This window comes from Streptomyces sp. NBC_01306, from assembly GCF_026340465.1.
Classification (GTDB): Bacteria; Actinomycetota; Actinomycetes; order Streptomycetales; family Streptomycetaceae; genus Streptomyces.
On sequence record NZ_JAPEPC010000001.1, the window covers coordinates 661,760 to 680,858 of the forward strand.

Sequence of the window (19,099 nt, forward strand, 5' to 3'; positions counted from 1 at the left end):
TTCGGACAGGTCACACCAGTGAACACCGGTCCGAACCCGGTGCAGAATTCCGTCGATCACGCGTCGTCATCGGCCAGGGGGAGCATTCTTCGCGACCTGCCCATGTCAGGTGAACCACAGCCCAGGTGAACGGGCGGTTCGCAACGCTGAACAGGACGTCGTCACATCCTTCTCATCGCGCCACAGCCGCGACCTCTGCTCCGTGCAACGGGTGCCCGGGCGGAAGCTCGCGATGCAGCTCCCAGTCGAAACCGTGCATGCCACCATCGGGCGCCCACCACGGGGCGGGCAGAAGCGAAGAATCATCCGGCGGGTGCCGCATCGCAGCATCCGTGCAGAACCCCGTGCGCCAACCGTGATCGGCCGGACAAGTCCTAGCTAGTCGGTGGCGAGGAGTCGCTCCAGCCAGTTGTGGCGCGCCGCGACGGCGGCCTTGCTGATCCGCGCCTCGGGGGCTTCCCGGTCGAAGGCGTGGATGCCGCCGGGCCACACGTGCAACTCGGCCTTGCCGCCGGCCTGCCAGATCCGGCTGGCGTAGGCGAGGATCTCGTCGCGGAGGCACTCGGCGGAGCCGACGTCGAGGAACGCGGGCGGCAGGCCGGTCAGGTCGGTGGCGCGGGCGGGCGCAGCGTACTGCGGTACGTCCGCTCCGCCGGGGACGCCGCCGAGCAGAGAGCTCCAGCCGAACCCGTTGTAGCTGCGGTTCCAGAATTCGATTCCGTCCATCTGCATGGCCGAGGCGCTGTTGTTGCGGTCGTCGAGCATGGGGCACATCAGCAGCTGGCCGAGCAGGCGGGGGCCTCCCTTGTCGCGCACGGTCAGGGCGAGCGCGGCGCTGAGGCCGCCGCCGGCGCTGGGGCCTGTGACGATGATGCGGTCCGGGTCGATGCCGAGCTCGTCCGCGTGCTCGGCGGTCCACAGCAGCCCGGTGTAGGCGTCGTTGATCTGGGCGGGGTAGGGGTGCTCGGGCGCGAGCCGGTAGCCGATCGAGATCAGCGTGGCCCCGAACTGCTCGGCTGTTTCAAGTACCTGGTCGAGCCCGGTGCGGTGATCGTTGCAGAAGAAGCCGCCGCCGTGCATGTAGTAGAGCACTGGCCGCGATGCGGGCGCGTCGGCGGGCGTGCAGACCAGTAGCGGGATCTGGGGGTCGCCGTCCGGGCCGGGCACCGAGGGTTGGGAGACGGTGAAGCGCCCGCCACGGCTGAGGTCCCCGAACGCTGCCACCTCGGCGTCGACCTCAGCGCGGATCTGCGGCAGCATCGCGAGACTCATCGGCGCCAGCTCCGGCTCCTCCGCCATGTAGGCGTCATAAGCGACCTGGAGTTCGGCGTCGAGTGGAACAGGCACGGTGGGCACAGTCTTCCCCGGTTCAAGATTCACGCGCGCACGCTAGCGACCCCGTTCCCTGCGCGCCAACCGATTTTCAGTACCGCGCCGATCGCGCAACGGGGCTGGGCGAATCAGCCGCCCGGGGCAGGCGGGCGAATGCCTGCTCGACCTGGGTCTTCAGGGAAAGCGGCTTCGGACGCTGCGGGCCCCGGACGCTCGGATCGGGTTCCAACATGACTGGCAATTCACCACTGTTTGCACGAAGGGTGACCAAACGGTTCCAGCAACCGTTGCCCACAGGGTCCGACCCGCCGGTTCACCACCCTCAGGTGGTTCCACGCCGACGCCTTCGACGCCTCGGCCGACTATCTGGGATGCACCGTCGAGATCGCTGCAGACGCGTTGACCGGCCCACAGATGGCCGAGGTCTTCGCCCGCGCCGCTGGCCGCCCGGTGCGCTTCCACTCCCAACCGACCGATCAGCTCCGTGCCCACAGCGAGGAGATGGCCGCCATGTTCGACTGGTTCAACACCGTGGGCTTCCGAGCCGATCCGGCCGCCCTCCGTGCACACCACCCCAATCTGACCACCCTGGCCACATGGGTGCACGACCACTGGTCGGCACCGGTGGAACCGACGCTGCCCAGCTGACGGGTCCATCGCGGCGTGCGTCTACTGAGCGCTTCAGTTGGCGATGCCTGCCAACTGAAGCGCTCAGTCACACGAGCGCCGACCCAACCGTGGTGGCCAATGCGCCCGCCGAGCACCTGGTCGACGCCACCGACGCGGGCCGCCCGGTAAGACCATCCGCACGGTGTAGTACGGGTTCTGGGTCATCGAGCAGATTTGCTGGCTGCCCCCGGGAGTTCAGCGTTCGACCGGAGCTGCTCGCTCCTGGCGTCGGCTTCCGTCGTTCTTACCGCAGGATGGCGGGCCGCTCGGGTGCACCTTGCGTCTGGTAGCTGGTGATCAGGTCACCGATGCCGAGCGGATAGACGGTCTCCCGGGTGGAGTTGAGATCATCGATCGACCACCAGCGGGTGGCCGTGATGGTATCGGCCTGCGTGGCCTGGGCCAGTTCAGGTCGGCCTCCGTGAGACGGGCGATGTAGTACCGCTCGATCTGGCGGACGTCACCGTCACCGACCGTGTGGTCCGAGGTGCGCTCGGCGAGCTGCGGACCGAGACGGACTCGGTCGCCGTCGACTCCGAGCTCCTCGCCGAGCTCGCGCCTCAGGGCCGCGGTGTGGTCCTCACCGCGGTCGAGAGAGCCGCCGGGCGTCGCCCAGAAACCGCCGTTCTCCTCGTAGCGCAGCAGGAGAACCCGCCCGTCGCCATCGAGGGCGATGACGCGGGCGGCGGGCCGCACAGGGAGCGTTGTCATGGGGCCCAGTCTGCCGTCGTGCTCGCCGTCGTACTGCGGGCGGTCGAGGTACGGCTGCGCTGAGGCCCTTCTTCTTAGGAGACGGGCGCTGGTGTTACATCGGCGGGCAGGTTGGGCGACGAGCAACCGTGGCGGGCGGCTGAGCGTTCAGCGAATGTCCGCAGATCGGCTTGCTCTCTTGCCGTGAGGGGTTGGGGATGGGGCTGGAACTTGGTCTCGGCCCGTTCTGTCCAGTACGGCGCGGTGCCTTGGGCCCCTGTGCATGTCGCTGAACCCCACACCATCCCCGCTTCATCGGTGCCTGCGGCTTTGTCGAAGGGCCCGAATCTTCCGCCGTCGTGGTTCTGTGAGGTGACGAACGGGCCGTAGAAGGACTTCAGACGCAGTCCGCCCTCAAGCACGCAGAACTCGACCGGAGCGGTGCCCGCTGCCGTCTCCCGTACTGCCGCCCGCGAGTGCACGCCCGCGCAGGTACCCCGGGCCTCGCCGACTCTCTTCTTCGCGGTGGCAGCCGAGGAATCGACACGGCTGATCCTGTCGCCGAAGCCCGCTTTGCAACCGGTGCGCTGCGCAGCTCGCTTCGCCGTCCCAGTGACCATCCGGGCGAGTTCTGCCCGCGCAGCGGGGTCGTTGTTGTCGCGAACATGAGCGAGGTGGGCGAGATCGGCACTGGCGGTCACCAGGATGCCGCTGCCGTGGCGGCTGTCCCAGTTCGGGCAGTCCAGCAGCACCGAAGCGCCTATCCCTTCCTCACCATCGGGAGCCAGCAAGCCCGACCAGTGCGCCCCCAGGGGGACCGGCAACACGTCATCGCCGCGAGCGAAAGTGGATAGACCAAGGCCGCTGGGGCCATCACTCGCAGGCTCGATGTGTACCTCAACGCCGTTGGCCCGGCACGCGGCAGGCAGCCCGTCCGGCTCCGTCACCTCCACGTCCCTCGACGGGACCGTACTGCCAGCTGTCGGTCTTGAGATCCGCGCCGCTGATCCCGCTCGCGGTCGTACCGGTCAGCGCCAAACATGTCATCGACGGGCAGCATCCCGCCGCACACCTCGGCCAGCCGTACCTCAGGCGTCCCCTGCCTGAACCAGACATAGCCGCCCCCCAACACCGCCACCGCCACGCCCGCCACCACGACGCGCCTGACCCAGACATTGATATTGCCCCAGTGCACGAACGCCCCCATCAGTCTCCCCGTCGCCGCTCAATCCGGAGGCTCAGACTCTCATCATGGCCGGAACTGCTTCCGGCGGCCTCGGCTGTGCACCTGTCCGTAGCGAAGGAACTGGGCGACGGCGACCGGGGAGAGGTCAAAGCCCTCCAGCCGCAGGGCGAATGCGCGGGCCGGCCAAACGCCGACGCCGCCGGTCCCGCGCCCGGCGTCGATGGCACTCGGTGCTCTGCACCGGGAGGAGCGGGCCGCCGGCTGGGTGTGCGCGCCGGGGGGCGCGGGAGCGGCCAAGCGCCTGGCGGCGTTCTTGCAACCCGGACAACCGCCGCGAGTGGCGCGTTCGGTGGGGCATCTGCTCACGCAGGGGAACGGGCAGCACCGGGACGGACGCACCCCAATGGGCCTTCTGCAACGGGCACTTGGGGCAGACTGAGTTCGTGGCTAACGAGTACTCACCCCCCACGTCAATGGAGTGGGGCGACCAGCGCAACGTGAATGAGCTGCTCAAAGCAGCGTGGGCCCAGGCCGACACCCTGCCCGATCCCGCACAGGTCCATTTAGCTCTGGCCTGGACAGTGTCAAAGCCTGGCCCGCCGTCAGCCCCCGTAGTGCAGCAGGTACGGGACGCAGGCGGCCGAGGCGCGGAGATCCTGCGGGAGTTCACTCACTCCCTACAGCGCGCCCTCGATGAGGAGTCCGCGGAGGCAGAGCCCAGGGACATGTGCGAGGGCACACGTTCGAAGCCGAAGCGGCGTGCAGCGTCCAAAGCAAGGACATCGGACCCGGGCGATCGGAGGCGGAGGAGGCATATCGAGAGTGCCGACGAGGCACTCAAGCGCCAGGCCGAACCCGAGCTGATCAACGAGATCCTGGCCGGCGGCGCCGTTGCCGCCTCCTTCACGGCTGCTGCCGGCGTCGCCAAGGCGAAGATTGAAGCCACTACCCAGCGCCGGAAGAACGATCTTGATGCAGATACTCAGCGGCTCAAGATCGCATCAGATGAGCGCATTGCAATGTTGCAGCCGAGGTTCCAGGAGCCCGTCTTCCAGACCACCGCAGAGGATGCCGAACCCGACGACGCTTGACTCGGTCTCGTGAGGCCCGCGCACGGACGACGTTCACCCTCGGAGACGGTGTGAGAGGTGAGGAAGCACAGCCTGCGCGCCCGACGGGTACGGTCCACGCGGATCTCGTCGGGAAGACGGCGTTGGCCATGTGGGCCACACCCCATGCAAACGCGTAAGGAACCCCTGTGGCCGCCGACGGCCTTGCTGCCTTCCGACCGCACAGACGGATCCACGTCTGGGGCCGCATCTACCGAATCTCTCTCGGTGCTGCGAAAGTCTGAGGTCATGACGGAACCCGACACCCGCCTGCGCCACCCTGCGACGACATGGGAGTACACCGTGTCTGGCTACTGATCAGAACAGTCTCTCCGTCAGACTTTCGGCATGGGCAGAACACAAGCAGCCCCTGCCCCACAGCCCCACGGAAGAGGAGCCGACCGGATTTCACCCCGGTCGGCCCCCTTCTTCGCGCACGGGCTTGTTTCCGCGTGCGGCTGCCCGCTCCGTGCGCCGGGCCTCCCGCCCCGGCTCAGCCCTGTGCCAGATCCGCCACGGGCTGCCACTTCTCCCAACCCGCGAGACGCTGCTCGTAGTCGGCCTTGGCGATGCCCAGCGGCGCCGAACCGAAGAAGCAGCGCAGCGGCGGCTCGTCGGCGTCGACGATCTCCAGCACGGCTGCGGCGGACGCGGTCGGATCGCCCGGCGTGCCGACGCGCTTGCGGCGCTGCTCCTGCACCTCGTTGTGGAAGTCGGCGTACGCGGGCAGCGGCTCGGACGTGCTCGACGAGGAACCTGCCCAGTCGGTGGCGAACCCGCCGGGCTCGATCAGCGTGACCTTGATGCCGAACGGCGCCACTTCCTGGGCCAGCGTCTGGCTCATGCCTTCGAGCGCCCACTTCGACGCGTGGTAGATCCCGACCAGCGGGAAGGCGCTGATGCCGCCGATGGAGGAGACCTGGAGAATGTGGCCGCTGCCCTGCTCACGCAGGAACGGCAGCGCCGCCTGTGTGATCCACAGGGCGCCGAACAAGTTGGTCTCCAGTTGCGCGCGTGCCTCGGCCTCGGTGAGTTCCTCGATCATGCCGAAGTGGCCGTAACCGGCGTTGTTGACCACCACGTCGAGGCGACCGAACCGTTCGTGCGCCTGCTGCACGGCGGCGAAGTCGGCGTCACGGTCCGTCACGTCGAGACGCAGGGGCAGCAGCCGTTCTCCGTACTGCTCGCGAAGGTCACCCAGCGTGGAGAGGTCGCGTGCGGTCGCGGCCACGGAATCGCCGCGTTCGAGGGCGGCGATGGCCCACTCCCTGCCGAAGCCGCGTGAGGCACCGGTGATGAACCAGATCTTCTGCGTCATGGTGTGCTCCTCAAGGAAAGTCGTCATGCGTACGATTCAGCACGTCGCGGTGTTTCTCCCACCACCCAACACCTTCGAGCGGGCTCGAAGGCAAGTTCAGTACTCGCGTTGGCGGCCTCCATCGCTACGAGGAGTGACTGTCCTGCGGGGCTGTCATCCGGCGCTGCCGGGGGATCTGTGTCCAAGTCGGCGCAGGTCGGCGTAGCGACTGCCCGCGGGCTGAAGGTCAGCCCAGGCGTCGAGCTTGGCGCCGGCGGTTCCATGGTCGAGTACCCGCTCAGCGGGTGCGGTGGACTTGGTGTTGTGGTCGGCGGGGGGTGTGGCGGTGGTGGTGTGCTGAGGAGGCCGAGGGGTGCCTGCGGGCCCTGGCCATGGCGGGCTGCCGCGACGGTGTCCAGGTCCCAGACTATGTCGCCGACCACGGTGCGACGCGGTCCGCGGGCCTCGACGGTGCCGCGGACCAGGAGCAGCCCGGAGTGGAGGATCGTGTGCGCGCACCTCTCGTGGGAGTTGTCGAAGAAGGCGAAGCCGAACCCGCATCCGGGTACCTGAGCATGCTGCGCGCCGGACGCGAACAACGCGAGACCGCCCGCTCTGCCATCTCTGAGCTGCGCTCCCTCAATAGCCATCGCCGAACAGGAAGAACCCGCACTGGCGCAGGCAGCGCATCTGAACGTCGCTGTCACCGTCGCCGTCGTGGACAGCGGTGGCAATCTCCAGACTCTCGCCCGTATGGACGGCGCCACGTTCTGGGCGACCAACGTCGCCACCCACAAGGCGGTCACGGCGGCGGGGCTCGGCGTACCGACCGTGGCCTTCGGCAAGTTCGCCGCACAGGATCCCGTCCTGCTCGCCACCATGGCCACCCAGCCGGGCTCCGCGTTGCTCCCCGGTGGCATCCCGATCACGGTCGGCGAGGCGATCGCGGGGGCCATCGGTGTCGCCGGTGGAACCAAGGGCGAGGACCAGCCCATCGCCGAGGCAGGCGCTGCCGCCGCGGCAGCCTCGGACTGACTGACGCGGCAGCCTCGGACTGAACAGAGCACGGGACTGGCCGAAGAGCACGGCCCTCCCTCCCGCGGGCGCGGGAGGGAGGGCCGAGTCCGATGGCCGCTGCGCCCCTCAGGGGGTGTCGGTCGAGACGAGGTACACCCTCTTGCCGTGCGGGAAGGTCCGGTCGACGGTGATGTCGACACTGGGCTGCGGACTCTTGCGGGTGACGGTCGTACCGGCCCAGTCGCGGGTGTCGGGGAACTTCCAGCCGACGATCTTCGCGTCGCGCGGGCTGACGGTGATCTTCCCGTCCTTGAGTGCGGCGGTGCTGGTGCCCGCCTTCTTGAGGAAGGCGTCGAGGCCGGCCTGGTTGGTGGTGAACCGCACGTACAGCCTGCTGACCTTCCAGTTGCTGGTCTGGTAGTACCAGACGCCCACCGCGTTCTCCGGGATCGGTACGTCGAACGTGCGGCGCAGCACCTTCGACGGCCAGTGGTGGGTGAGGCCGGTCGCCATGGCCTCCTTCTCGTTGGCCCGGCCGCCTTCGCGGCTCTGCTCGGCGGAGATGGCCAGATAGCCCGCCGGGATCCCGATGAGCAGCACGATGATGACCGCGGTGAGCCATCGGCGGCGGATCATGTGCCGGTGATCCTCCGGCGACTGCCCACCGCCCTCGGGGAGCGCGGTCTGGTGCGGCACGGACGTCGTCATTACGGGGATCCCTGGGTGGTGCGGGTGGTACGGGCAGCCTGTGCGTACCGCTCGTAGCGCTCCACACGGCGGCGGTTCGCCCTGCGGAACCGCCGGGCGATCAGCCTGGAGAGGTCGGCCGCCCCGACCATACCTGCCTCGGGCCCGAGCTGCGCCTTCGCGATCCGGGCCTCGGGGCGGTAGCCGCGGCCGGTCAGCTGGCGCCGGAAGGCGTCCCGCGCGGGTCCGATGAGCAGGTCGTCGGCGGCGCTGACGCCCCCGCCGATGACGAAGCAGGACGGGTCGAGCGCTGCGGCCAGATTGGCGATGCCGACGCCCAGCCACTGGCCGATGTCCTGGAACAGTTCGACGCACATCGCATCGCCCTCGCGGGCGAGTTCGGTGATGAGCGGCCCGGTGATGTCGGGGATGTTGCCCTTGACCCGGTCGATGATGCTGTACGCCACCGGGGAGTCGGCGGCGGCCATCTCCTTGGCCTCGCGGACGAGGGCGTTGCCGGAGCTGTACTGCTCCCAGCAGCCGCGGTTTCCGCAGGGACAGCGGTGGCCGCCGGGGACGACCTGCATATGACCGAATTCACCCGCGACGCCGTACTTGCCGCGCTTGACCTGACCGTCCTCCAGGATCGCGCCACCGATGCCGGTACCGAGCGTGATCATCACCAGATGGTCCTCGCCCCGGCCGGCGCCGAAGCGCCACTCGGCCCAGGCTGCGGTGTTGGCGTCGTTGTCGACCATGACGGGGACGGCGAGCCTGCCCTGGAGCGCGTCGCGCAGCGGCTCGTCGCGCCAGGCCAGGTGGGGGGCGAAGAGGACCCTGGAGCGGTCGGCGTCGACCCAGCCGGCCGCTCCGATGCCGACCGCGTGCACATCGTGGCGGTCGGAGAGATCGAGGACCAGCTCGACGATGGTGTCCTCGACGACCTTGGCGCTCTTGGACTTGTCCGGCGTCTCGGTCTTGATCTTCTCCAGGATGACGCCGTCGGCGTCGACGACGCCCGCCATCACCTTCGTACCGCCGATGTCGATGCCGACGGTCGGGACGCGGGGCGCTGTGAGGTGCGAGCGCCGCTCGCGGGTCCCGACGGTCCGCAGGACCGTGGCGCGGGCGGAGCCGCGGTGCGCGAAGTCACGGTACGTACTCATCGGTCAGATGATGCCACCCGAAACCTCAGGAGGCTCCCCCGGCGGGATTTCCGTCCGTCTTGTCTGGGCCGTGCTCGTCAGGGCCTGGCTCTTCGGTGCCGGGCTCTTCGGTGCCGGGCTCTTCGGTGCCGGGCTCTTCGGTGCCGGGCTCGTCGGTGCCGGGGCTGTCTCCGGGCCGCGGCGTCCGCCGGAGCTCGTGGCTGAGCTCCTCCAGTTCGCTGCCGCCCGCCATCTGCCGGGTGAGCTCGTCCAGGGTGATCTGGTCCTTGCTGTGGCTGCCGAACATCGCGCCGCGCTTCAGCAGCACGAAGCGGTCACCGACCAGGTAGGCGTGGTGCGGGTTGTGCGTGATGAGGACCACGCCGAGCCCGGCGTCCCGGGCCGCCGCGACGTACTTCAGCACCACCCCGGACTGCTTCACGCCGAGTGCGGCGGTGGGCTCGTCGAGTACCAGTACCTTGGCCCCGAAGTGGACGGCGCGGGCGATGGCCACGCACTGGCGCTCGCCGCCGGAGAGCGTGCCGATGGGCTGGTCGACGTCGCGCAGGTCGATGCCCATGCGCAGCAGCGCGGAGCGGGTCGTCTCGCGCATCAGACGGACGTCGAGGCGCTTGAAGGGGCCCGCGCCCTTCGTCGGCTCGGAGCCGAGGAAGAAGTTCCGCCAGACGGGCATGAGCGGGACGACGGCGAGGTCCTGGTAGACGGTGGCGATGCCCCGGTCGAGCGCCTCGCGCGGCTTGCCGAGGCTCGTCTCGTCGCCGTCGATCAGGAAGCGGCCCGCGTCATGCCGGTGCAGCCCGGAGATGATCTTGATGAGGGTCGACTTGCCCGCGCCGTTGTCGCCGAGCACACAGGAGATCTCGCCCGCGTGCACGACGAGGGAGACCTCTTCGAGCGCCTTGATGTTGCCGTAGAACTTGCTGACGCGGTCGAGTTCCACCAGCGGTGTGGTCCCCTCCGGCTCCGGCCGCTCCGGCGCTGTCTGCTCCGTCATCGCGACGCCTCCGCTCGCTTGCGCACCCAGGCATTGAGCAGGGCGGCCAGGAGCAGCATGGCTCCCAGGAAGAACTTGAACCAGTCCGGGTTCCACTCCGCGTACACGATGCCCTTGCTGGTCATGCCGAAGATGAACGCGCCGACCGCGGAGCCGATCGCCGAACCGTAGCCGCCGGTGATCAGACAGCCGCCGATGACGGCCGCGATGATGTACGTCAGCTCGTTGCCGACCCCCTCGCCCGACTGCACCACGTCGTAGCTGAAGAGCAGGTGCTGGCCGGAGATCCAGGCCGCGAAGGCCACTCCCATGTAGAGGCCGATCCGGGTCTTGACGACCGGGACACCGACCGCGCGGGCCGCGTCGTCGTTGCCGCCGACCGCGAAGATCCAGTTCCCGGCGCGGGTGCGCAGCAGCACCCAGGTCGCCACGGCGATCAGCGCCGCCCACCACAGCAGGGTGACCTTGAGGTCGACGTTGCCGATGGTCAGCTGGGAGGCGAAGACCTTCTTCGCCGAGGGGAAGCCCTCCATGTCGCCGATGGACTTCGTCGACACGGTGCCGCTGATCAGCTTGGTGAAGCCGAGGTTGAGCCCGGTCAGCATCAGGAAGGTGCCCAGCGTGATGATGAAGCTGGGGAGCTTGGTGCGGGTCAGCATGAAGCCGTTGAAGACGCCGATCGCGAGCGTGACCAGCAGCGAGACACCGACGCCGACCCAGACGTTCGCCGTCATCTGGTAGCTGAACATCGAGGAGATCAGCGCCGAGCTGGTCACCAGGACCCCGGCCGACAGGTCGAACTCGCCGCCGATCATCAGCAGCGCCACCGGTACGGCCATGATCCCCAGGGTCGACGCCGCGTAGAGCACCGTGGAGAGGCTGGACGGCCGCAGGAAGCTGTCCGCGACGACCGAGAAGAAGATGAAGACGGCGACAGCGCCGACGACCGAGCCCAGCTCGGGGCGGCCGAGCAGCCGGCGCAGCGGTGAGGAGCGCAGCAGCCGTTCGTCCGGCGTCTGTGCGGCGGTGCTCATCGAGTCCCCCGCTGGGTGTAGGCGGCCAGCGCGCCCGCGTCCTTCTTGGTGATGACCTGGGGGCCGGTGAGGACCGGGCGGCCGCCGCCGAGGACGTTGGCGTTGTACTTGTAGAGCCAGAGCAGGTCGACCGCCTCGTACCCCTGGAGGTACGGCTGCTGGTCGACGGCGAAGCCGAGGGTGCCCTTCTGCAGGGCGGACGCGACCTTGGCGTTGAGGTCGAAGGTGTCGATCTCGGCCTTGCTGCCCGCGGTGTCCTTGGCCTGGACGGCGGCGTCGGCGAACGGTGCGCCGAGGGTGACGACCGAGTCGATGGCGGGGTCGGCCTGGAGCTTGGCCTCGATGGAGGACTGGACGTCGGGCATGTTGGTGCCGTCGACGTACAGGTTCTCCATCGTGCCGTGGAAGTTCTTCTTGGCTCCGGCACAGCGCTGCTCGTGGCCCACGTTGCCCTGCTCGTGCAGGATGCAGAGGGCCTTCTTGCGGCCGCGCTTGTTCAGCTCGTCACCGACCGCCTCGCCCGCGATCGTCTCGTCCTGGCCGATGTGGCTGAGCGCGCCGAACTGCTTGGACTCCTCGGAGCCGGAGTTCACGGTGATCACCGGGATGCCGGCCTTCTCGGCCTTCTGCACGACGGCCTTCATCGAGTCGGGCTTGGCGAGGGTGACGATCAGTCCGTCGACCTTCTGGTCGATCGCGGTCTGCACCAGCTGGGCCTGCTGCTGGCCCTCCTCGCTGTGCGAGTAGAGGAAGGTGACGTTGTCCTTGGCGGCCGCCTGCTTGGCGCCCTTCTGGACGATGTCCCAGAAGGTGTCGCCGTCGCCGGAGTGGGTGACCATCGCGATCTTCCAGCGGGGGGTGTTCACCGCGGCCTTTCCGACGGCGGCGGCCCGTGAGGCGCGCTCCTCGGCCCGCTTGCCGCCGGTGCTGCTGCATCCCGCCAGGGAGAGCCCCAGCGCTAGCGCCAGCGCCCCGCTGACCCAGGTTCGTACCCTTGCCACGACGTGATGCCCTTCTCGGTGTTCCTGTGCTTGCTGCGGGCGCTGCGACTGCGGTGCTCGCTGCGGACGGTGGCCGGTCCCGTCCGGTCCGGCGGCCCAAGTATGGGTCACCCCTGATCGCCGGCGAGTCATCGGGTACCGCCCACGGGTGCGGCGAGGTGCGCTGCTGCTGTACGGGTCGTACGCAAGGGGGTCCGCCCTCTCTCCCGGCCGCCGGGTTGCGGCAGAGGAGTTCTAGCGGCGGGCACCGGGGCTCGTCAATGGTTTGTCAGAACATTCTTACGAACTGCGCCGGCCGCTCACCGGTCGCGCTACGGGCGCACCAGGAGCTGGAACTCGAAGGAGTACCGCGAGGCGCGGTAGGTGTGCGTGCCGAACTCGACGGCCCGTCCCGTGGAGTCGTACGTGGTGCGCTCCATCGTCAGCAGCGGCGCACCCTCGGGTTCCGCGAGGCGTATCGCTTCCTCGGCGGTCGCGGCCCGTGCGCCCACCGACTGGCGGGCGCTGTGCAGGGTGATCCCGGCGACGCGCAGCAGCCGGTACAGGCCGGTGGCCTCAAGGCGGGGTGTGTCGAGGGTCAGCAGCCCTTCCGGCAGGTAGTTGCGGAGCTGCGCCATGGGCTCTCCGTACGCGAGCCGCAGCCGCTCGACGTACCGGACCTGGCTGCCCTCGGGCACCGCGAGCGCGGCGGCGGCCTCGGCCGTCGCGGGGACGGTCTCGTTGCGCAGGACCCGGGTGGTGGGCCGCTGGCCCGCGGCGAGCAGGTCGTCGTAGAGGCTGCTCAGTTCGAGGGGGCGCCTGATCCGGCTGTGCACCACCTGGGTGCCGACGCCTCTGCGGCGTACCAGCAGCCCCTTGTCGACCAGCGACTGGATGGCCTGACGGACGGTGGGACGCGACAGGCCGAGCCGGCCCGCGAGGTCGATCTCGTTGCCCAGCAGGCTGCCCGGGACGAGCCTGCCCCGCTCGATGGCCGACTCCAGCTGCTGGGCGAGCTGGAAGTACAGCGGGACCGGGCTGCTGCGGTCCACGCTGAGCTCAAGGCTGAGGGCGGGGTCGGCCGCGGGTTTGGACACGCCGAGAGGGTAGCCCAGGTCCGGTTGTCAGGACAAAGGCTTGACAGCGGGCAGAGCTGCGGCCACGTTGGGGTCCATGCGTATCGGACTCATCGGGACAGGCCGGATCGGTTCCTTCCACGCGAGGGTGCTCAGCGGCCACCGGGACGTCGGCGCGCTGGTGGTGGCCGACACCGAGGGGGCGCGCGCCGCCGAGGTCGCGCGGCGGACCGGGGCGACGGCCGCCGCTTCGGTCGACGAGGTCTTCACCTCGGGCGTGGACGCGGTCGTCATCGCTTCCGCGACCTCGTCGCACGCCGCTCTGATCGGCAGGGCCGCCCGCGCCGGGCTGCCGGTCTTCTGCGAGAAGCCGATCGCCACCGACCTGCCGGGCACGCTGGCGGCGCTGCGTGAGGCCGAGGAGGCGGGCACCGTGCTCCAGCTGGGCTTCATGCGCCGCTTCGACGCCGGATACGCGGCGGCGCGCGAGCGCGTGCGGTCGGGTTCGCTGGGCCGGCTGCACACCGTCCGCGCGCTCACCTCCGACCCCGCGCCGCCGCCCGCCGCGTATCTGCCGCTCTCCGGCGGGCTCTACCGGGACTGCCTGGTGCACGACTTCGACATGGTGCGCTGGGTGACCGGGCGCGAGGTGGCCGAGGTGTATGCGACCGGGTCGGACGCGGGGCCCGCGATGTTCCGCGAGGCCGGTGATGTGGACACGGCCGCCGCGCTGCTCACGCTGGACGACGGCACGCTGGTCACCGCGACCGCCACCCGGTGCAACGGCGCGGGCTACGACGTCCGGATGGAGCTGGCGGGAGAGCTGGACCAGATCTCGGTGGGGCTCGGCGACCGTACGCCGGTGACCTCGACCGAACCGCAGGGCCCGCCGCCCGCGGACCGGCCGTGGCCCGGCTTCCTGGAGCGGTTCGCCCCGGCCTACGAGGCCGAGCTCGACGCCTTCCTGCGGGTGGCGCGGGGCGAGCTGGCCAACCCGTGCGACGGCCGGGAGGCGCTGGCCGCGCTGCGCATCGCGGAGGCGTGCGAGCTGTCCCGGCGCGAGCGGCGGCCGGTCCGCACGGACCAACTCGTCACCGGCTGAACAGACGCCCCGTCAATACGTACGGAGCGCTGATCCCCTGCCAGCTGAGCCTTCCCGGAGTTGACACCCCGTCAGGGTGACGGTGGCGCGGCAGCCGGGAGCACGGTCCCCTGCGCCACGGCGCAGAGCACCTCCTCACCGTCGTCGCGCACCATGACCAGATCGCAGCGGACGGTGGCCTGGCGGCGCCCGGTGTGCACCACCTCGGCGCGGGCGACGAGTGTGCGGCCCGCGCCGGGGCGTACGTACTGAATGGAGAAGCCGCCGGTCAGCACGGCGGCCCCCAGCGTCGTCCCGGCCGCGAAGGTGAGCGCGTTGTCGGCCGCGTACGCCAGCACTCCCCCGTGCAGAAAGCCGTTCTGCTGCAGCAGCTCGTCGCGGACGTCCACCTCCAGTACGGCCGAGCCGCCGCCGAACCGGGTGACGCGCGCCCCCAGCAGCCGGCTGAACGGCTGCGCGTCGAGCGTCCGGCGCGCCAGGTCCAGGTCGAGTTCACTCATCGCACCGCTCCTCGCGGTCCCGCGCCGGACCGCAGGCCCCGCCTCACCAGCGCACCGGCAGCTTCCGCACCCCGTGCATCAGCAGTCCGGGAATCCAGTGGTACGCGCCGCCGTCCGGGTCGAGTTCCAGATCGGGGCAGCGCTCCAGCAGCGTACGGACGGCGATCCGGCCCTCCATCCTGGCGAGCGGCGCGCCGAGGCAGAAGTGGATGCCGTGCCCGAAGGCGAGGTGCCCCTGCGGGGCGCGCCGGATGTCGAACCGGTCGGCGTCCGGGAAACGGTCCGGGTCACGGTCGGCCGAACCGAGCGAGACCAGTACGGGGTCGCCCGCCGCGATGTCCGCGGAGCCGATCCGCAGGGGCTCCGCCGCGTGCCGGTAGGTGGCGGTCTCCACCGGCCCGTCGTAGCGCAGCATCTCCTCGACCGCGCCGTCCAGCAGACTCATGTCGGCGCGCAGCGCGGCGAGTTGCTCGGGGTGGGTGAGCAGTGCGCGTACGCCGTTGGAGATCAGGTTGACGGTGGTCTCATGGCCCGCGACGAGCAGCAGGAAGGCCATACCGACGAGTTCGGGTGCGGACAGCTGGTCACCGTCCTCGTCGCGGGCCCGGATCAGCGCGCTCAGCAGATCATCGCCCGGCCGCTCCCGCTTGGCCTCGATCAGCGAGACGAGGTATCCGCTCATCTCCCGGACCGCGGCGCTCTCCTGGTCACCGCCGGTCGGGCCGATCAGCTCGTTGGACCAGACACGGAAGCTCGCCCGGTCCAGGTCCGGCACACCGAAGAGTTCACAGATCACGGTCATCGGCAGCGGGAACGCCAGCGAGTCCACCAGATCGGCCGTGCGCTCCGGAGCCGCGAGCATCGCGTCGATACAGGCGTCGGTGACCTCCTGCACGCGCGGGCGCAGCGCCTGGACCCGGCGCGCGGTGAACTCCCGTACCACCAGCTTGCGCAGCCGGGTGTGGTGCGGCGGGTCGGCGTCCAGCATGTTGGCGAAGAGCCCGCCCGACTCGTCCTTCCAACCCTCCATCTTCCGGGGGTCCTTGATGAGCCGGGGGTCGTTGAGCGCGGCCCGGGCCTCCTCGTGGCCGACGACCAGCCAGACACCGGCGTCCTCGGTGTCCTGAGTACGGACGCGGTGCACGGGCCCGGCGGCGCGCATCTTCTCGTAGTACGGATACGGATTCGCGTTGAAGTCCTCGGTGTCCTGCCGCAGATCGATCAGCGTCATCGCCTCAGCGTACGTCGCCGTCCCCGTCGAGGAACCCCGCATCGTGGACCAGCAACGCGATCTGGACACGGTTGTTGAGGCCGAGCCGGGCCAGCACGCGCGACACCTGGGTCTTGACCGTGGGCACGCTCAGATACAGGGCGGCCGCGATGGCCGCGTTGGACTCGCCGCGCCCTACGGCGACTGCCACTTCCCGCTCGCGGTCGGAGAGTTGGCCCAGCTGCGCGCGGGCCCGCACCGCACGGTCGTCCGCCGCGCCGCCCGCCACATGCGTCATCAGCTGCCGGGTGACCGCGGGCGAGAGCACCGGATCGCCGGCCGCCACCCGGCGGACCGCGGCGACGATGTCGGCGGGCGGGGTGTCCTTCAGCACGAACCCGGCCGCCCCCGCGCGCAGCGCCCGCAGCACCTGTTCGTCGGCGTGGAAGGTGGTGAGCAGGACGACCTCGGGCGCACCGGCGGCGCTCCGCAGCCGCTCGGTGGCCGTCAGCCCGTCCACGCCCGGCATCCGGATGTCCATCAGGACCACATCGGGGTGGACGGCGGCCACCAGCGCGGGCACCTCGGAGCCGTCCGCCGCCTCGCCGGCGATCTCGATGTCACCGGCGCCGCCGAGCATGAGGGCGAGCCCGGCCCGGACAAGGGGGTCGTCGTCGACGACGAGAAGCCTGATCACGCGGGCCAGGGTAGCCAGGCGGCGACCCGGAAGCCGCCGCCCTCCGTCGCGCCGTGGTCCAGACGGCCGCCCGCGAGGGTGGCCCGCTCGGTGAGGCCGATCAATCCCTGCCCGGATCCCGGCACCTTCGGTACGTCTCCGGGCGGCGGCGGATTCCGTACCTCGACGGTCAGCCCGGCCCCGGGGCTGCCGGTGACCGTGACGGTGACCTCGGCCCCCGGCGCGTGCTTACGGGCGTTGGTGAGCCCTTCCTGGACGATGCGGTAGGCGGTGCGGCCGGTCGCGGCGGGCACGGTGGCCGGGTCCGCGACCTTGTTGTGCAGGGTGACCGACATCCCGGCCTGCCGGGACTCGGCGGCCAGGGCTTCGAGCGTGACCAAGGTGGGCTGCGGCCGGTTCTCCTCGCCCTCGCCGGGGGTCCGGAGCACCCCGATGATCTCGCGCAGGTCCTGGAGCGCCTCGTGGGCGCTGTCCCGGATGACCCCGGCGGCGCGGGCGACCTCGGGCGCGGGTGCGCCGGGCCGGAATTCCAGGGCTCCGGCGTGGACGCTGAGCAGGGTCAGCCGGTGCGCCAGTACGTCGTGCATCTCCCGGGCGATGGCCTCGCGGGCCAGCCGCTGCGCCTGTTCGGCGCGGAGATCGGCCTCCGCCTCGGCGCGGTGGGCGCGTTCGCGCAGCACCACGACGAGCTGCCGCCGGGAGCGTACGAACAGGCCCCAGATGATCACCAGCAGCACCAGCACCGTGCCGAAGAGCGTCGAGCTGATCCAGGACATGGTCGGGTCGGGGCGCAGCGCGGCCTGCACTCCCCCGGCCGCCACCGCCCCTGCCCCCAGTACCAGGACCGGCCGGAACGGGCGGTGCACGGCCAGGCTGAACAGCGCCACCAGCACGGCACCGGCGGCGAGCGGAGCGAACGCGCTGACCACCACGAGCACCGCGGCGAGCCCGACGGGCCAGCGCCTGCGCACCCAGAGCGTGCAGCAGGACAGGACGCCGATCACCTGGTCGGCGGCGCTGTCGAGGTCGGTGTAGCCCGCCTGGTTCTTGATGGCGTCCAGGGCCAGCACACCGATGCCCAGCGCGATCAGGAAGGCCGTGATGTCCACGATCCAGTCGCGCAGGGTCCGGCGCGGCCTCTCCCGGTCCGCGGCGGGCTCGGCGCCGGCCAGGGCCGAGGGCAGCAGCCAGCGGTACTCCGAACGCGTCATGTCCACAAAGTTACGCAGGAGCCGCGCCGGGTGCGGTGTTCAGCGGAGCAGTCGAGACCAAAGTCGCGGAGTCCGAGACTTTGGGAGTCATCGCGCAGGCCCCGCTGGTCAGCGGGTGTCCGCACAGCCTGCCTGCGCGCCCGGCCGCATGATCCGCCCCGCGCCCGGCCGCCGGTGCGTCCCGGCTATCCGGCGTTCGTGGAGAAGAGTCCGCCCGTGGGCCCCTGCTTGTCGCCGCCCTGCGCCTTCTTCAGCGCGTTCGCCAGACCCTCGATGGTCAGCGACTGGAGGATGACACGGCCGTTGCCCTCCAGCGTGGCCAGCGACAGGCCCTCGCCGCCGAAGACGGCGTTCATCATGCCCTGGCGGTTGAGGCCGCCGATGCGCTGGACGCCGTACTCGATGCCCTCCTCGAAGGCGACGATGCAGCCGGTGTCGACCTCGATACGGCCGCCGAAGTCGGCCGGGTTGAGGTCGATGAAGTTGCCCGCGCCGCAGATGATCACGGTCCCCCGGCCGGTGAACTTCTCCAGGATGAAACCCTCACCGCCGCTGCGGCCCGTCCGGCCGCCCTGCCAGGCGATACCGAAATCGACGGTGGACTCCGCCGCCACGAACGCGTCCTTCTCGGCGAACCACGCCCGGGAGCCGTTCAGCTCCAGGGCGCGCATCTCGCCCGGGAGCACGCCCGCGAAGCCGACCGTGCCCTCGCCGCCGGTGGCCGCGAAGTACTGGAAGGCGAGCGATTCACCCGCCAGGGCCCGCTGGCCCACCTGCATCGCGGTGCCCATGGCCTGCCTGAGGATCCCGCCCATGCCGCCGGCCTGCCCCTGCTGACCGCCCTGTCCCTGCTGGCCGCCACCGCCGCCGGGCCCGGAGAGACGCGTCTCCATGCTCACGTTCGAGGTCTTGAAGAGGAACTTCCCGGCCTCGCAGTAGACGGTCTGGCCGGGCTGAAGGCTGACGACGGCCATCTGCATGGCGTTGCCGACGATCTCTTGCTGGAGGGTCACGGCCGGTTCTCCTTGGGGCGGTGGCGGGGGCCGGTACATCCGTACCGGCAGGTGAACGGCCGGGGCCCGCTGTTCGGTTCCGGCTGTCCGGTTCCGGGCGGGGCTGTCGGCACCGGACCCCGGACTCGC

19 protein-coding genes and 1 pseudogene are annotated in these 19,099 nt (G+C 70.2%); 4 read left to right on the forward strand and 16 right to left on the reverse strand.

Features of this window, described 5'->3' with window-relative positions:
* Positions 1 to 378: 378 nt before the first annotated feature.
* Complete coding sequence (locus tag OG385_RS02885; RefSeq protein WP_266851526.1) at positions 379 to 1,347, reverse strand: alpha/beta hydrolase; 969 nt, start codon at positions 1,345 to 1,347, stop codon at positions 379 to 381.
* Between the two features lie 384 nt (positions 1,348 to 1,731).
* On the opposite strand from OG385_RS02885, the gene OG385_RS02890 reads away from it, so the two are divergent.
* A complete protein-coding gene (locus tag OG385_RS02890) occupies positions 1,732 to 1,980 on the forward strand; it encodes a hypothetical protein (protein ID WP_266851527.1) in 249 nt (82 codons plus the stop codon).
* A gap of 318 nt (positions 1,981 to 2,298) precedes the next feature.
* On the opposite strand, the gene OG385_RS37455 is transcribed toward OG385_RS02890, so the two are convergent.
* Positions 2,299 to 2,712: an NUDIX domain-containing protein gene (locus OG385_RS37455; RefSeq protein ID WP_328379241.1), complete on the reverse strand. Its 414-nt coding sequence runs from the start codon at positions 2,710 to 2,712 to the stop codon at positions 2,299 to 2,301.
* 74 nt (positions 2,713 to 2,786) lie between these two features.
* Positions 2,787 to 3,644, reverse strand: coding sequence for a hypothetical protein (locus tag OG385_RS02900; RefSeq protein ID WP_266851530.1), 858 nt, complete (start codon positions 3,642 to 3,644; stop codon positions 2,787 to 2,789).
* Positions 3,645 to 4,320: 676 nt separating this feature from the next.
* On the opposite strand from OG385_RS02900, the gene OG385_RS02905 reads away from it, so the two are divergent.
* The gene (locus OG385_RS02905) at positions 4,321 to 4,968 is read left to right on the forward strand and encodes a hypothetical protein (protein WP_266851532.1); all 648 of its coding nucleotides are present in this window, start codon (positions 4,321 to 4,323) and stop codon (positions 4,966 to 4,968) included.
* Between the two features lie 511 nt (positions 4,969 to 5,479).
* On the opposite strand, the gene OG385_RS02910 is transcribed toward OG385_RS02905, so the two are convergent.
* Complete coding sequence (locus OG385_RS02910) at positions 5,480 to 6,304, reverse strand: SDR family oxidoreductase (protein WP_266851534.1); 825 nt, start codon at positions 6,302 to 6,304, stop codon at positions 5,480 to 5,482.
* 153 nt (positions 6,305 to 6,457) lie between these two features.
* Positions 6,458 to 6,828 (reverse strand): annotated as a pseudogene (locus tag OG385_RS02915) (DNA polymerase III subunit alpha); the annotation flags it as partial.
* A 127-nt stretch (positions 6,829 to 6,955) separates the two neighbouring features.
* Between OG385_RS02915 and OG385_RS02920 the strand changes: the two are divergent.
* Positions 6,956 to 7,318 carry a heme-binding protein gene (locus OG385_RS02920; RefSeq protein WP_266860578.1) on the forward strand — a complete coding sequence of 121 codons (363 nt, stop codon included), beginning with the start codon at positions 6,956 to 6,958 and terminating at the stop codon, positions 7,316 to 7,318.
* Between the two features lie 108 nt (positions 7,319 to 7,426).
* On the opposite strand, the gene OG385_RS02925 is transcribed toward OG385_RS02920, so the two are convergent.
* The 6 genes from OG385_RS02925 to OG385_RS02950 all read right to left on the reverse strand — a co-directional run bounded on the left by OG385_RS02925 (position 7,427) and on the right by OG385_RS02950 (position 13,258).
* Positions 7,427 to 8,008 (reverse strand): hypothetical protein, encoded by a 582-nt coding sequence (locus tag OG385_RS02925; RefSeq protein ID WP_266851536.1) that lies wholly within the window; start codon positions 8,006 to 8,008, stop codon positions 7,427 to 7,429.
* Positions 8,008 to 9,153, reverse strand: a complete 1,146-nt coding sequence (locus tag OG385_RS02930; RefSeq protein WP_266851538.1) for an ROK family glucokinase — start codon at positions 9,151 to 9,153, stop codon at positions 8,008 to 8,010. The genes OG385_RS02925 and OG385_RS02930 overlap by 1 nt, the downstream gene beginning before the upstream one ends.
* A gap of 25 nt (positions 9,154 to 9,178) precedes the next feature.
* The gene (locus tag OG385_RS02935) at positions 9,179 to 10,147 is read right to left on the reverse strand and encodes an ATP-binding cassette domain-containing protein (protein WP_266851540.1); all 969 of its coding nucleotides are present in this window, start codon (positions 10,145 to 10,147) and stop codon (positions 9,179 to 9,181) included.
* Entirely contained in the window at positions 10,144 to 11,181 is a 1,038-nt protein-coding gene (locus OG385_RS02940) for an ABC transporter permease (RefSeq protein ID WP_266851542.1), read from the reverse strand. Before OG385_RS02940 ends, OG385_RS02935 begins: the two co-directional genes overlap by 4 nt.
* Positions 11,178 to 12,182: a sugar ABC transporter substrate-binding protein gene (locus OG385_RS02945; protein ID WP_266851544.1), complete on the reverse strand. Its 1,005-nt coding sequence runs from the start codon at positions 12,180 to 12,182 to the stop codon at positions 11,178 to 11,180. The genes OG385_RS02940 and OG385_RS02945 overlap by 4 nt, the downstream gene beginning before the upstream one ends.
* A gap of 311 nt (positions 12,183 to 12,493) precedes the next feature.
* Positions 12,494 to 13,258 carry a GntR family transcriptional regulator gene (locus tag OG385_RS02950; protein WP_266851546.1) on the reverse strand — a complete coding sequence of 255 codons (765 nt, stop codon included), beginning with the start codon at positions 13,256 to 13,258 and terminating at the stop codon, positions 12,494 to 12,496.
* A gap of 76 nt (positions 13,259 to 13,334) precedes the next feature.
* On the opposite strand from OG385_RS02950, the gene OG385_RS02955 reads away from it, so the two are divergent.
* Positions 13,335 to 14,339, forward strand: coding sequence for a Gfo/Idh/MocA family oxidoreductase (locus tag OG385_RS02955; RefSeq protein ID WP_266851548.1), 1,005 nt, complete (start codon positions 13,335 to 13,337; stop codon positions 14,337 to 14,339).
* Between the two features lie 71 nt (positions 14,340 to 14,410).
* Here OG385_RS02955 and OG385_RS02960 read toward each other — a convergent pair whose 3' ends face one another.
* The 5 genes from OG385_RS02960 to OG385_RS02980 form a co-directional block, all read right to left on the reverse strand.
* On the reverse strand, positions 14,411 to 14,839 hold the full coding sequence (locus OG385_RS02960) for a PaaI family thioesterase (protein WP_266851568.1): 429 nt from the start codon (positions 14,837 to 14,839) through the stop codon (positions 14,411 to 14,413).
* 43 nt (positions 14,840 to 14,882) lie between these two features.
* Positions 14,883 to 16,070, reverse strand: coding sequence for a cytochrome P450 (locus OG385_RS02965; protein ID WP_266851569.1), 1,188 nt, complete (start codon positions 16,068 to 16,070; stop codon positions 14,883 to 14,885).
* Positions 16,071 to 16,074: 4 nt separating this feature from the next.
* Positions 16,075 to 16,755, reverse strand: a complete 681-nt coding sequence (locus tag OG385_RS02970) for a response regulator transcription factor (protein WP_266860580.1) — start codon at positions 16,753 to 16,755, stop codon at positions 16,075 to 16,077.
* Positions 16,743 to 17,957: a sensor histidine kinase gene (locus OG385_RS02975; RefSeq protein WP_266851571.1), complete on the reverse strand. Its 1,215-nt coding sequence runs from the start codon at positions 17,955 to 17,957 to the stop codon at positions 16,743 to 16,745. The genes OG385_RS02970 and OG385_RS02975 overlap by 13 nt, the downstream gene beginning before the upstream one ends.
* Before the next feature lie 185 nt (positions 17,958 to 18,142).
* Positions 18,143 to 18,970 carry an AIM24 family protein gene (locus tag OG385_RS02980; protein ID WP_266851573.1) on the reverse strand — a complete coding sequence of 276 codons (828 nt, stop codon included), beginning with the start codon at positions 18,968 to 18,970 and terminating at the stop codon, positions 18,143 to 18,145.
* Between the last annotated feature and the right edge of the window lie 129 nt (positions 18,971 to 19,099).

What these genes read in the sequence shown, in the direction of transcription:
- OG385_RS37455 (WP_328379241.1), bottom strand. Translation starts at nt 2,712, where the DNA reads ATGACAACGCTCCCTGTGCGGCCCGCCGCCCGCGTCATCGCCCTCGAT.
- OG385_RS02910 (WP_266851534.1), bottom strand. Translation starts at nt 6,304, where the DNA reads ATGACGCAGAAGATCTGGTTCATCACCGGTGCCTCACGCGGCTTCGGC.
- OG385_RS02925 (WP_266851536.1), bottom strand. Translation starts at nt 8,008, where the DNA reads ATGACGACGTCCGTGCCGCACCAGACCGCGCTCCCCGAGGGCGGTGGG.
- OG385_RS02930 (WP_266851538.1), bottom strand. Translation starts at nt 9,153, where the DNA reads ATGAGTACGTACCGTGACTTCGCGCACCGCGGCTCCGCCCGCGCCACG.
- OG385_RS02935 (WP_266851540.1), bottom strand. Translation starts at nt 10,147, where the DNA reads ATGACGGAGCAGACAGCGCCGGAGCGGCCGGAGCCGGAGGGGACCACA.
- OG385_RS02940 (WP_266851542.1), bottom strand. Translation starts at nt 11,181, where the DNA reads ATGAGCACCGCCGCACAGACGCCGGACGAACGGCTGCTGCGCTCCTCA.
- OG385_RS02955 (WP_266851548.1), top strand. Translation starts at nt 13,335, where the DNA reads ATGCGTATCGGACTCATCGGGACAGGCCGGATCGGTTCCTTCCACGCG.
- OG385_RS02960 (WP_266851568.1), bottom strand. Translation starts at nt 14,839, where the DNA reads ATGAGTGAACTCGACCTGGACCTGGCGCGCCGGACGCTCGACGCGCAG.
- OG385_RS02965 (WP_266851569.1), bottom strand. Translation starts at nt 16,070, where the DNA reads ATGACGCTGATCGATCTGCGGCAGGACACCGAGGACTTCAACGCGAAT.
- OG385_RS02975 (WP_266851571.1), bottom strand. Translation starts at nt 17,957, where the DNA reads ATGACGCGTTCGGAGTACCGCTGGCTGCTGCCCTCGGCCCTGGCCGGC.